This window comes from Pleomorphochaeta sp. DL1XJH-081 (assembly GCF_049310885.1).
In the GTDB taxonomy this organism is placed as follows: Bacteria; Spirochaetota; Spirochaetia; order Sphaerochaetales; family Sphaerochaetaceae; genus CAYZJV01.
Map to the genome: position 1 here is coordinate 789,860 of NZ_JBMDYO010000001.1, position 12,334 is coordinate 802,193.

Consider the following 12,334-nt stretch of genomic DNA (forward strand, 5'->3'; position numbering starts at 1 on the left):
AAATCAGTTGAATTTGGCTATGATGCCTGGCAACTGATCCTTGGTAACCTTACCGAAAACCTCTCCACCCACAGTCAAGACAGGGGCAAGGCCACAACAACCTACGCAACGAACACCCTCTAGGGAGAATTTTCCATCCCCGGTGACGGCTCCCACTTCAATTCCCAAAAGACTGGTCAACTCCTCAACGAGCATTTCTCCACCCTTCAGGTAGCAAGCGGTTCCAAGGCAGACCTGGATATTATGTTCGCCAGGTTTTGTGGTCTTGAAGAAGTGGTAGAAAGACAACACTCCATAGATAGTAGCCAACGGAATATCCAATAATTCGGCTACCTTATCAGCCGATTCACGGGATACATAACCGAACTCTTCCTGCACACGGTGCAGTACCATGATCAGATTGCCCGGTTTCTTTTTCCATTCTTTGATAAATGCAAGTAGATCCTTGGAGAACTTGGTATCTTCTTTCATAGTAGACTTGGAACCTCCAGTACTCAGTATTCAATTATCTATTGTAGCGGTTAAAAGTGAAATACTCAATATATATTTGTTTATCGGTTTGCTAAATTTTATGTTTTGCTCAATTTAATATCCGAGATATTGTATTAAAATGAGATTTATTGTATAATTTTTCACATTAAAGGGGATTTAGTCATGAATAGTGATATGATAATTCGCATAACCAGGTATTATCGCATCCTGAACAGGTTGCGTTCACTCGGTTTGGAGAAAGTTTTCGCACATAACCTCGCAGATGCTGCGGGTGTATCGGCCGCCGTGGTAAGGAAAGACTTCTCGCTTTTGGAAATCCATGGCCAAAAACGGGGTGGATACGAGATCCACGATCTTATCGCCAGTCTGGGAAAGATCTTAGGTAAGACAGATGAGCCGCAGAATGTCATAATCCTCGGTTGTGGAAGAATCGGGAAGGCTCTCATGCACTACAACGGTTTTGAGCCGGACGGTATTAAAGTGGTAGCCGGATTCGATTCCGACCCCCTTGTCTACAGTGACAGCACCCACCCGGTCCCCGTCTATCCGGTAAGTAGGATTGAGGAGGTTGCCAATGCGTTCGACGTCAAGGTTGCTATCATCACGGTACCTGAATCGGCAACAGCCGACAGTTTCCAGCGTCTCATGAATGCGGGAATCCGCGGTGTGCTGAATTTCAGTCCTATTACTCTCAAGCCTATCAAATGTGAAGATGGAACTGTTCCCATAGTCCACAATATGAATATCGCCTTGGAGTTGGAGCAGATCTTTTACGAACTGCAATTTCCCAAGAACGACTGACACGCTATCTACGTATAAACTTTGACTTACCTGCCCGCCAGCGTTACTGCTACAGGCAGGTGGTCTGAAATCCCACACTTCTTTTGGACATTCCAACGATCCGGATGTCCATCGTCATCCAATAATTGGGAGTTCGTTCCCACATAGCCCCGCGAAAATTCCAATCCATAGGAATCGAAAAATGCGGGAGAGAGCAGGATCTGATCGAAACTCTCCCAGACTCCCCCGTACCAATAGGATCCTTCGACCGTATTCATCAATGTCTGTGAGGAGTCCAGCCACCATGTATACCATCCACCCTCGGTAGGAGTGGAGCCTCCGACGATAAAGGACCCCAAACGCTTGTATGATTGTGAATCGGCTGCCTGGACGGGAACCAATGCCGTTTGAAAAACTTCATCTTCACGGAAATAGGCATCGGCACTTTCGTTGAAATCCCCAGCTATGACCACAGGAAGCAGGGGATTCTCCTTCATTAATTCTTTTACACGGTCATTGATCAGGTTCGCCAGATCTATCCTAAGAGGCTCGGTCTCCTCTACCCCTTCTCTACGGGACTTAGCATGGAGCGCAAAAAGTACAATCCGCTCAGAACCGACATCTATCTTCACTTCCAATGCTGAACGGGTGGATGCTCCCCGATGGACGCGAGCCTCCACAATAGGGAAACGGCTCGCCACTGCTGTCTGGATAGCTGATCCACTATCGGCAGTAACCGCATACCACTGATAACCACGAGATTTAAGCGGACCTTCCAAAAGATCTTCCAGAACCCCCACATGTTCTATCTCCTGTAAGGCAAGGATGTCGGGAACCCCGCCATGGCCTTGGGTAATTGCTCGTCCAGTCTGTTCCAAACGACGGGCATAGGCTTGAGCAGACCAGCCCTGTTCAGGGGTATATTCGGGATATTCACTTCCACTAACCAAAGTATCGAAGAGGTTTTGAACATTATAAGTGACAATCGTGAGACCATCGGAATCGGATGGGTTTCCAGCCAGTTCACAACCACAACTACACAGGCAGCAAACCAACATAAGTGTACAAACTGCACTCACCATAGCGGTATTCCGCGGAGAAGAAAGTCTGGGCATAGGGTATCACCTCCTAAGGGTATCTACTCCATATACCGCGACAGAGTCGATTCTACTGCATATTCTTTTTCAGTTGATACGAAAAATAGAGTACTGCAAGGGCATCATCTCCATCTGTCTGGGCTCGTGGCATGCTTTGAGATTCCAAAATTGCCTGATACAGATGTCGCAAACGTGAGTCACGGAAGGTGAGATTGCGGGTCATAGAGAAACAGATTGCCCAGATTCGGGACCATTCGCGGTGCTCGAACGCACTGGATATTGCACCTCGCTGCTGGTCTATCTCCACTACATCGCGGGCCTCCTCCAAGAATTCGGAAAGGTAATCGTCAGCTCCAAGGTTTTTCTGTTCATAGAGGTCGGAGAGCGACGGGGAGAACTTTAGAAATTGGGCTAGCACCGCATACCGTGTTTGGCGGAAGGTATCACTCCTTCCCTTTTTCGCAGCCAAGAAGAGTTCTTCAAAGAAAACTCCCTCCTTATCCATGATATCGCGGGCAATCAGGAAGTTCAGCTCCTCTGCAATGGTGGTTGAGAGATCACTGATCGATTCTACTCGTGAGAGGTAGCGAGAATCACGGGTCACCCTGGCAAGCGATTTCGCAGCTATGGAACGATTGAGGACTGAACCATGTTCCAACAAATAGATCAGAGCCCGCTCGGCCTTCTCATTGTGTACATAAGCTCCAAGGGCATAGATTGCCTCTTCCTGCGTATATGAATCGGTATCGAAGGCATCTCGGATCAGATCATCAACCAATGCCAATCGGGGCCGGTCGAACAGGCCACGAATCACCTCTGCCTTATCATTCGAAAATGGAGAGGCGAGCGTTCTCCGTATTTCGCTGGTCGCCACACCTGTCAGATTGGTTCCTAAACTAAGGAGTATCGATTTCCGTTTAATGGGGTCGGTGGCCTTCCCCAGACGATCCATATCAATAAATGCCCGTATTCCGTGTAACGAGAACATAATCTGGGCTGCAGCTTTGGTGGAATAACTTCCCTTCTCACTCAATGAGGCTGAAAATACCAATCCAAGGATCGAGAGGCTAAGGGCAAGGGTGAAGGTGAGGATATAGGCATTTCCAAAATGGAGTGCCCCTATAGTAACGGTATGAGCTAGGCGGGTCCCCTCTGTCGCAAGGGCGCCTCCTGCCAGACCACTGAACAAGGCAAGAATCGCAATGACAAAGTTGACCATGGAATTGAATCCGACTCCCTCATCATCGGGTATCACACCTGCCAACAGGCGTCGTATGAGGATACTGATCACACCAAGGAAAAAGTTGCTCAGAAATCCCAAGATGAAATACCAGTACATCGCTGCTCCTACAGGAACGATGATCCACCCGATCAAACTTGCCACCAGGGCAAAACCGTTGGCGATTATCAGTGGGCGGGAACCTAAGCGATCGCTGAAGAATTTAGTGAAGCTTCCCGAAAGGACGACCGCAAGGCTTACCCCGATGGTATAGAGGAAGATGATATTCGACCGTAGCCCGACCTCCTTGGTGAGAAAAGCGACACTCATACCTAAGACAACCGTCACCATCATATAAGTCCAATAGACCAACAGACGTACTCGTGAGATACGTTCCCCCATAGCCTCCTTGAAGATAACGAAAATGGTCCGACCTTTACGGTATTCAATATTAGTCCTACAGGGGATCTTGCTCAGGTGGTGCGATGCTATGGTATTCGCTATTACACCGATCATCTGCAGTGCAACCAGACCGACTACTCCGCCGAGGCGTTCCAAAGAGGTTACAACGAAGTTCAGAAATTTCGCGACTATCGTAGAGGATTGGAATGCCACATTGGTATTGCCGATTACCCGCCCTCGGGTCCGGTTGCTGGTGATATTTTTGAAGGTATAATCATAGAGGACAACGCCCAACAATCTGAATAGACAGAACAGGGTATAGACTATGAGTAGCAGTGCGACGGCAGGAGACCCTTCGATCCACAGGAGGGGGAGATAGAGCACGCACACCAAGCCGCGCAATACCCAAGTGATAGTCTGTATTTTCACGACATTCTTGTCTTTGAATATGCGTGACATCACCGGGAGGATTATTCCGACGATATACATGGCTGATGCGATATACCCGAGGGCAATATTACCGGCTCCGAATTGGACAGCCAGGATATAGACGATGGTATCTCCCAACATACTGAAGCCCAGGCCATTCCACACTTCGGAGTGGTACAGTCTGTTCTGGCCTATCCGTTTTTCGGCTTCAGATAAATATTTTGTCAGGACCATCGTTAGCATCCCACCTCAAGGGCACCCTTACCGGGGTATCGGCTCTGGGAGGGAGTTCCTCAGATTTCGCTTCTATTCTCCACTACCCGGCTTATAAGTCCGTAGGAAATGGCTTCTTGGGCATCGAGCCAATAATCCCTATCGGTATCCCGTTTCACCACTTCTATCGGTTGCCCTGTCTGGGCTGCAACTATGGCATTCAGCCGATCACGCGTGCGCTCCAATTGTTTTGTATAGATCTCTATATCGGTGGCTACCCCCTCCATCCTACTCATAGGCTGGTGGATCAGGTAGCTGGAATTGGGAAGTCCCAAACGACGCTCTGCGGGAACAGCGAGCAGGACCAAGGTAGCTGCACTGGCAATCAGGCCCATACCGATCATATAGACCTCATTCTTCACGAATTTGGCCATATCGTAGATTGCGAATCCGGCATCCACATCTCCACCTGGAGAGTTTATGAATATCTTAATAGGTTCGTCACTCTCAGCTTCCAGGATCAACAGTTGTTTTACCACCTTCTCGGCGCTCTCCTTGTCGATTTCACCAGAGAGCATGATCGAACGTGTCTGTAAAAACTTGTCCGAAACTACATCTGCGCCATTCTCTTTCTTCTCATTCTTATCGGTATCTGCCATTATTCTCTCCACATCGTCCGGAATCCCGGATTCCCAAAGTATACGGAACAAATCGGTAAATGAAAAGACTCTGCGGCCTTCGGGATACGTTACTTTCTATACGACTGGGGAAGAGTTGCTACTTTAGGCAGGGTAGATTATAGTTGCGCTATGAAATGTGCCACAGTTGCCATAATAGGCCGTCCATCCTCAGGAAAATCGACATTGGTGAACACGATCTGCGAACGCAAGGTGTCCATTACCGCATCTACCCCGCAAACAACAAGAAATGCGATTAGGGCTATCTTTACCGATCAGAGGGGGCAGCTGATCTTCACCGATACTCCCGGTTATCATACGAGTGAACAGACTATGAACTTGCGTCTGCAGGAGACAACCCGGTCAGCTTTGGGAGATTCGGACGCGATCCTCTATATGGTGGATCCGAAAAGACCTGCCGGTGCAGAAGAACAGGCTATCGTTAGATTGGTACTTGCTGCAAAAGTTCCCGTTGTTATTGCTATTAATAAGAAGGATATAGCCAAAGATGCCGAGATCGCTGAAATGCGTAAGTATATTGCTGAACATTTCAGCGGAGAAACACCGGTCCTAGAGCTTTCAGCAAAGGATGATACGGGTGTGGATGAGGTGTTGATAGCGTTGTTCAAGTTAGCTCCTGAAGGTGAATTGCTCTATCCAGAGGAGACCTATACCGACCAACCCATCGAGTTCAGGATTTCCGAGATTATCCGCGAAAAGGCAATTGCCTTGGTGACCGAGGAGCTGCCCCACGCAATCTATGTGGAGGTTGCCGATCTGGAATATTCTGAGGAGTCCGCTTCGATCTGGATCCGTGCTTTCATTATCGTTGAACGGGAGACGCAAAAGGGAATCGTGGTAGGTCATGGTGGTTCGGGTATTAAAAAGATCCGCCAAGGCGCTTTCAAGGAGGTCAAAAAGCTATTTCCCGGTATGCAGGTACATCTTGATCTTAGGGTGAAGGCACAACCCAAGTGGCGTAAGAATAGTATTGTGCTCGATCGTATCCTGAGATAGCAATCCTTGAGGGGGAAGTCTCCCCCTAGGCTCCTGTCGTCTTATCGTCGCCTCTGTTCTTGTTCCCATTCTGTCCACAAGTCGGCGTCGGACGATGCGTAGCCACCCCCTCGCTATCAGGGTAAGCGAAAGCCCTCCTTACACCGGAGGGCTCTTTGCATGAGAGTATGAATCCCACAATCAATTCATCTACAGATAGCGCTCCAATATGGGAAGGACCTTCTCCTTGCCGCAGGTTTTTATGAAACCCGCAAGTTTGGGTCCGCGTTCCTTGCCGATCAGAACTCCATAGGAGGTCTTAAATAGTTCGGGAGCTGCGATATCGCATCTCTTGGCAATTGCGTAGATCTCTTCGCTAAGTTGCTTCTCATCGAAATCGTTCAAATGCTGGACTGCACCATGGAGTTCACCAATCGCCTTCGCCTGGTTTTCATCGAGATCCATCAGCGGATCGTCTTTTCCACGCAAGACCCAGCGGAACTCCTCAGGGCTGAATTCACTGATCCAATTCCAAGCACAAACACAACGCTGTCGCAAGCGTTCCACCTGTCCTGGGGTGACATCGGGAAGACTCGCAATCACAGCATCCGCATCACCGCTATTAATCTGCAGAAGGTTACAAAGGTGTCTGAATGGTATTTGGTAGGAGACCTCACTGGGAATCTCCTTCACTTGCGAAAGTTCGTAGATCCTCTTCTCTTTCGCCTTTCGTTTCTCGTTCACCTCTTGTAATCCGAAATAGATACGCTCGCAAGTATCGTAGTCCTCATAAATCTTGAGTACGTCAAGATCGAAGGAGATGGCAAACTCGGTATTTGGACGGGTTCCGACAAAGAGATAGCGGGTCACTTCAGGTGTATAGACCTCTAGCACATCGGGAAGGCTCACAACCTCACCGGATGACGAGGAGATCTTTCCCCCACGACCTTTAATGCTGATAAAGTCATACTGAAATGAGACTGGAGGAGTACTTCCGAATACTTGGACCACATGTTTGGAGGTATCGAAAGAACCTCCCTCACTATGGTGGTCCTTACCTGCGGGCTCGAAATCGACATCTTCATATGCCCAACGCATAGGCCAGTCGATACGCCACGGAAGTTTGGCGGCACTGGTAGTGCGGAGATCGATGGTTTCACTCTCACCGGTCTCATCATCACGGTAGGTGACTCCCCACTGGCCATCCCATCCTGTGATGGTGGTGGTATCCTTGCCGGTGAAGTTGCTGAAAACCGAGATAGGATACCAATCGTCGGGAAGAGGTGTGGTCCGATATTGGTCCAGGATAGCCTTTATCTGATCCCGTTTCTCCATTGCTGTACGCATACCCTCGGCATAGAGGGAACTGCGATACCGCTTAGCCTGGTAGAGGTACTCCGGCTCTATCCCGACAACGGGAAGCAGCTTCTCGACTGCCTTCTCATTCGCTTCTGCGTAGTTGTCGTACTGTCCAGTGGTATCGGGTACCAAGGTGATAGGTTTCCTGAGGAATGTCTTTAACAAATCCGGATCAGGCATATTCTTGGGAACTTTTCTAAATACATCGTAATCATCCCAGGAATAGATGAACCGTACGTTGTGGCCTTTGTCCCGTAGTGCACGGACAATGAGTTCCACGGAGATGATCTCGCGGAAGTTTCCGATATGGACTGTACCGCTGGGAGTTATTCCCGATGCACAGGTATAGTGGTCCTTGGGACCCTTCTCTCGAACTATTTTGTCGGCGTATATATCCGCCCAATGTAAAGATACTGGTTGCTTGCTCATGGAGCCGATTATAGCGGGGACGCTATGAAGGTATCAAGACTGACAGCCGATTTTTCCCTATTACTCCATCGAATCTTTGCTATTTTGTCTATCCGTGATTATAATCATCATATGAAAACCTTTCGATTGGTTGTACTTGTGCTTATATATGGTCTTTGTACGCTGGCACTACTTCCGTCTGCTGAATCGGGAGTTTCTCCATGGTATGAGGAGGGCATTGCATCCTGGTATACAAGCGATCCCGATGGCCCGCTCACAGCAAACGGGGAACGTTTTGATCCTAATGCACTCAGTGCCGCCCATAAGAGTCTCCCTTTCGGAACAGTAGTACGGGTACATGATAAGAGTACTGGACTCCAAGTCGATGTCCGCATCAACGACCGCGGTCCCTATGTGGATGGGAGGATCATCGATCTTACTCCGGCCGCAGCTCGCGTGATACAGATGTATGAGCGGGGTATTTCTCCGGTAACCTTGGAGATTGTCTACGAGCCGAAGGTTCCTGAATCGCAATACAATCGACCTGGAGATACCGGTTGGTACAAAATCCAACTCGGTGCTTTTTCCAATACCCGGCGGGTATACGAATTGTACTCCAAGTTGCACGATCTTGGATTCAAACCGGCAGTGGAAATCATTGATGAACGCTTGTTACGTCTCTCGATCCGCTGGATACCGGAAGATGAAAAGGATGCAAGCCTTAAGATTCTCAGCAGCCTTGGGTTCCCTGATGTCCTTCTCAGAGGTGAAGAATTCCCCTATTGAAAATTCTCTGGTTCTTGATAGCCGTGGAATGTTGACAGTCTTCGGGATTCTCCTTATTATCACCAAAGTCGGGCCTATAGCTCAGTTGGTTAGAGCATCGGACTCATAATCCGTGGGTCGAAGGTTCAAGTCCTTCTGGGCCCAATACAAGAACTCCTTGCGCTGCAGGGAGTTTTGTTGTTTTCAGTGACATATCCCAAGTCGCACGTCTAAGCTCATGAACAGGAAAATACCAAAAACTGTACCAAAAACGGATACCGATGCATTCAGTAATGGCAATCTGATGTGATGGAATGTATTACTCCACCTCTCATCTACTAAATTTCGGCTTGTTATCTCCAACTGTGTTAAAAACTCGTGAACTTATTATGTATGAATTGCGTTCATATGCATCTCCAAAATGAATGGTATGCAAGAAAGGCCAGATCATTCCAATCTTTAGATGAGTATTAGCCACATCACCCGAGGATCCTCGACTACCCGCAGCTTCCCTGATTAATAATCCCAGTTATATTTCCTTCGAGACGGCTCTTGCCTATCATCACATGATTCCGGAACGAGTCCATGAAATTAGGAGTGCTGGATTCCGATTGGCGACCAAGTAAAAAGCTTTACTTGATGCTCTAACAGAGATTCGCTGTTCTTGATTACGATAATGTAAAAAATGATGTAGTTTCGTTCATTCCCAACCCAAGAGTACTGGATGTATGGAATAAGGAATTCTTTCAATCCATAATAAAAGAGATGCTTGCTGCCATATGACTTCATAAAATGCTACTTGGAGTAAAAATGGGGGAACTCCCCTTTCCGTTTACTGGATTTTTTATTAGTTTTCAAAAACGCAGTCTTTTATCTCCAATATTAATCCATACATGATGAATTCTATAAAAGGTTGTTTATTTGGAATCAAACTATGATAGTGGTATCACTGTCTGCCCCGATTCCATGATTGGACTAATTGATTGTGATCTATTTTTTTGAGGTGGCTATTATTATGCAGATTTCTGACAAACATGTGGTAAGTATGAACTACACACTGAAAGACGACCAGGGAACAGTTCTCGATACATCGGAAAATCGCGACGTACTGAGATTCATTGTCGGTGCAGGAATGATTATTCCAGGACTGGAAAAAGAACTTCATGGCAAGGAGAAGGGAGACAAGTTATCGGTAACCGTAGAGCCTAAGGATGCTTACGGCGAATATGATGAAAGTCAGATGATCACAGTTTCCAAAAGCCAGTTTCAGGAAGGCCTTGATATTAAAACAGGCATGCAGGTCCAAGCCCAAAGTCAGGACGGCCAAGTCCAGATTTTGACTATCAAGGATGTTGATGATGACAATGTGACTCTTGATGCCAACCACCCGCTTGCCGGACAGACACTTCATTTCGATGTCCAGATCGAAGATGTCCGTAAGGCTACCGAAGAAGAGCTGAGCCACGGTCACGTACACTGATTCGCAATTCAGTTAGCCAAGTTCGCTGCATCGCGAAAATGTTACAAGTATGAGACCGTCGGTAATCCAAATACAAGGATTTAACAGGCGGTCTCAGAATTTTATCTACTCGTATTTATAAAGACGGGCATGAAAGAACGGTGGTTTTTGCACCTAAGGATAAGTTGATGTACGATCGAACATCATATTTTGGTGGCTAGAGTGTACAATTTTTATCAAAAACTGGTGATTGCACTGCACAAATTAACCAATCTGATTTTATAAACCAATATGGATTAACTATTTGAATATTATCAACGTCGTTTACATAACGTAGATATGGCATTCATAAGAAATTTGGAAACCACAATTTCTTGGGATACCCGGCTCATAGGAATCAAAGGTGCAAGAGGATGTGGCAAAACCACGCTACACTTACAGCATATCAACAAGATGTTCAAGAAAGCTATATCCAAGGCTCTCTATGTAAGTTTGGGTAATATCTGGTTCAGTAATAATAGACTTATCGATCTTGTGGATCATTTTGCAAAGCAAGGGGGAACACATCTATTTTTGGATGAAGTACACAAGTACCCCGACTGGTCTATTGAGATAAAAAACATCTATGACGAGTATCCCTCAATCCATGTGGTCTTCACCGGATCGTCATTGTTGGAAATTATCAAAGCCCGCTCAGACCTCAGTCGACGTGCATTGATTTACGAGTTGCCAGGATTATCTTTCAGGGAATTCCTACAGTTTGAAACTGGCTTTGTGTCTCCGAGTTATTCATTGATGGATATATTTCAAGATCATATGAGAATCACCCAGACGATCGTATCTCAAATAAAACCATTTGTATATTTCAATAAATATCTGCAGTATGGCTACTACCCATACTATCGTGAAGGAGTGATAGATTACCCCCAACGACTTGGGGAAACGGTTCTCATGATAATGGAGCAGGAATTACCCATGTTACGTAATGTTGAACCTTCATATATTCCCAAGTTGAAGCAACTATTGGCCATCATAGCAGAATCGGCACCTTTTGTTCCGAACGTAACGAAACTTAGTGAACGTATTGGAATCAATCGACAAACATTCATCACCTATCTCGCGTATTTGGAGCAGGCAAACCTCATTCATCTTCTCTACCGGGAAACTCGCGGAATCGGATTATTACAGAAACCAGATAAAATTTATCTGGATAACACAAACCTTATGCATGTATTGGGAACAACTAACCCACCTATCGAGTCCCAACGTGAAACCTTTATGATCAACCACCTTTCGAAAGTAGCTACCGTACGATACTCACAACAAAGTGACTTTTTCATCAACAACACGTTTACAATTGAAGTAGGCGGCAAGAACAAAACACGGAAACAGCTTCATGGGCTCAATGATGCCTTTATCGCAGCTGACAACATCGAGCATGGACTTGGCAAAACCATTCCTCTTTGGTTGTTTGGATTCTTGTATTAAAATTCAAGCACTATAGTTCATTTTTCCATTGTTCGAGGCTTTTCTTAGCTCCCGTGTAGTATCGGATGCTGAGAGATATATATTCATAATCGATAACTTGTCCTGGACCGGTTCCATCCAAGCTGTTACGATATGAACCCAAGAGGCCTTTACAACATGAAACATATCCACGTTGCCGCAGCAATCTTCATTGAAAATGAAAAAGTCTTCGCAGCACAACGTAAAGATTCGGGTGAGCTTGCGCTTAAATGGGAATTCCCTGGAGGCAAACTCGAATCTGGAGAAACCGGGGAAGAAGCTATTGTCCGGGAAATCATGGAAGAACTTTCAGCAACCATTGAAGTAGAAAAACACCTGATGACCGTGGAGCACCAATATGATTCATTCAGTCTCACTATGGACGCATACCTGTGCACTGTAATCGATGGAGACCTAAAAATCGGGGAACATATCGATTGTAGATGGCTAACTTCGCAGGACCTCTATTCTGTCGACTGGGCTGCAGCAGATATTCCTATTGTGGATACATTGGCAACATATCTAGCGTAGA

General features: G+C 46.6%; 11 protein-coding genes and 1 tRNA gene. 7 read left to right on the top strand and 5 right to left on the bottom strand.

The annotated features are described in order from the left end of the window. Nucleotides 1–3 precede the first annotated feature (3 nt). Nucleotides 4–471 carry an NAD(P)H-dependent oxidoreductase subunit E gene (locus ACODJP_RS03655; protein WP_422478569.1) on the bottom strand — a complete coding sequence of 156 codons (468 nt, stop codon included), beginning with the start codon at nt 469–471 and terminating at the stop codon, nt 4–6. A 183-nt stretch (nt 472–654) separates the two neighbouring features. Between ACODJP_RS03655 and ACODJP_RS03660 the strand changes: the two genes are divergently transcribed. Next, a complete protein-coding gene (locus ACODJP_RS03660; RefSeq protein ID WP_422478571.1) occupies nt 655–1,293 on the top strand; it encodes a redox-sensing transcriptional repressor Rex in 639 nt (212 codons plus the stop codon). A 26-nt stretch (nt 1,294–1,319) separates the two neighbouring features. On the opposite strand, the gene ACODJP_RS03665 is transcribed toward ACODJP_RS03660, so the two are convergent. From ACODJP_RS03665 to ACODJP_RS03675, 3 genes are read right to left on the bottom strand one after another with little or no spacing between them, the layout of a single operon-like run. After that, a complete protein-coding gene (locus ACODJP_RS03665; RefSeq protein ID WP_422478573.1) occupies nt 1,320–2,387 on the bottom strand; it encodes an endonuclease/exonuclease/phosphatase family protein in 1,068 nt (355 codons plus the stop codon). A 52-nt stretch (nt 2,388–2,439) separates the two neighbouring features. After that, a complete protein-coding gene (locus tag ACODJP_RS03670; protein WP_422478575.1) occupies nt 2,440–4,653 on the bottom strand; it encodes an MFS transporter in 2,214 nt (737 codons plus the stop codon). 59 nt (nt 4,654–4,712) lie between these two features. Continuing rightward, nucleotides 4,713–5,291: an ATP-dependent Clp protease proteolytic subunit gene (locus ACODJP_RS03675; RefSeq protein ID WP_422478577.1), complete on the bottom strand. Its 579-nt coding sequence runs from the start codon at nt 5,289–5,291 to the stop codon at nt 4,713–4,715. Between the two features lie 150 nt (nt 5,292–5,441). Here ACODJP_RS03675 and era point away from each other — a divergent pair, with 150 nt between their 5' ends. Beyond that, nucleotides 5,442–6,326, top strand: a complete 885-nt coding sequence (gene era, locus ACODJP_RS03680) for a GTPase Era (RefSeq protein ID WP_422478579.1) — start codon at nt 5,442–5,444, stop codon at nt 6,324–6,326. 189 nt (nt 6,327–6,515) lie between these two features. Here era and lysS read toward each other — a convergent pair whose 3' ends face one another. Continuing rightward, a complete protein-coding gene (gene lysS, locus ACODJP_RS03685) occupies nt 6,516–8,093 on the bottom strand; it encodes a lysine--tRNA ligase (RefSeq protein WP_422478581.1) in 1,578 nt (525 codons plus the stop codon). A 111-nt stretch (nt 8,094–8,204) separates the two neighbouring features. Between lysS and ACODJP_RS03690 the strand changes: the two genes are divergently transcribed. The 5 genes from ACODJP_RS03690 to ACODJP_RS03710 all read left to right on the top strand — a co-directional run bounded on the left by ACODJP_RS03690 (nt 8,205) and on the right by ACODJP_RS03710 (nt 12,333). Further along, nucleotides 8,205–8,858 (top strand): septal ring lytic transglycosylase RlpA family protein, encoded by a 654-nt coding sequence (locus ACODJP_RS03690; RefSeq protein WP_422478583.1) that lies wholly within the window; start codon nt 8,205–8,207, stop codon nt 8,856–8,858. A gap of 70 nt (nt 8,859–8,928) precedes the next feature. Further along, a tRNA-Ile gene (locus tag ACODJP_RS03695) sits at nt 8,929–9,002 on the top strand. Between the two features lie 850 nt (nt 9,003–9,852). After that, nucleotides 9,853–10,317, top strand: coding sequence for an FKBP-type peptidyl-prolyl cis-trans isomerase (locus ACODJP_RS03700; protein WP_422478585.1), 465 nt, complete (start codon nt 9,853–9,855; stop codon nt 10,315–10,317). A gap of 318 nt (nt 10,318–10,635) precedes the next feature. Then, the gene (locus ACODJP_RS03705) at nt 10,636–11,784 is read left to right on the top strand and encodes an ATP-binding protein (RefSeq protein ID WP_422478587.1); all 1,149 of its coding nucleotides are present in this window, start codon (nt 10,636–10,638) and stop codon (nt 11,782–11,784) included. A gap of 156 nt (nt 11,785–11,940) precedes the next feature. After that, nucleotides 11,941–12,333 carry a (deoxy)nucleoside triphosphate pyrophosphohydrolase gene (locus ACODJP_RS03710; RefSeq protein WP_422478589.1) on the top strand — a complete coding sequence of 131 codons (393 nt, stop codon included), beginning with the start codon at nt 11,941–11,943 and terminating at the stop codon, nt 12,331–12,333. The last annotated feature ends 1 nt before the right edge of the window (nt 12,334 follow it).

What these genes read in the sequence shown, in the direction of transcription:
- ACODJP_RS03705 (WP_422478587.1), top strand. Translation starts at nt 10,636, where the DNA reads ATGGCATTCATAAGAAATTTGGAAACCACAATTTCTTGGGATACCCGG.
- era (WP_422478579.1), top strand. Translation starts at nt 5,442, where the DNA reads ATGAAATGTGCCACAGTTGCCATAATAGGCCGTCCATCCTCAGGAAAA.
- ACODJP_RS03710 (WP_422478589.1), top strand. Translation starts at nt 11,941, where the DNA reads ATGAAACATATCCACGTTGCCGCAGCAATCTTCATTGAAAATGAAAAA.
- ACODJP_RS03660 (WP_422478571.1), top strand. Translation starts at nt 655, where the DNA reads ATGAATAGTGATATGATAATTCGCATAACCAGGTATTATCGCATCCTG.
- lysS (WP_422478581.1), bottom strand. Translation starts at nt 8,093, where the DNA reads ATGAGCAAGCAACCAGTATCTTTACATTGGGCGGATATATACGCCGAC.
- ACODJP_RS03675 (WP_422478577.1), bottom strand. Translation starts at nt 5,291, where the DNA reads ATGGCAGATACCGATAAGAATGAGAAGAAAGAGAATGGCGCAGATGTA.
- ACODJP_RS03690 (WP_422478583.1), top strand. Translation starts at nt 8,205, where the DNA reads ATGAAAACCTTTCGATTGGTTGTACTTGTGCTTATATATGGTCTTTGT.
- ACODJP_RS03700 (WP_422478585.1), top strand. Translation starts at nt 9,853, where the DNA reads ATGCAGATTTCTGACAAACATGTGGTAAGTATGAACTACACACTGAAA.
- ACODJP_RS03665 (WP_422478573.1), bottom strand. Translation starts at nt 2,387, where the DNA reads ATGCCCAGACTTTCTTCTCCGCGGAATACCGCTATGGTGAGTGCAGTT.
- ACODJP_RS03670 (WP_422478575.1), bottom strand. Translation starts at nt 4,653, where the DNA reads ATGGTCCTGACAAAATATTTATCTGAAGCCGAAAAACGGATAGGCCAG.
- ACODJP_RS03655 (WP_422478569.1), bottom strand. Translation starts at nt 471, where the DNA reads ATGAAAGAAGATACCAAGTTCTCCAAGGATCTACTTGCATTTATCAAA.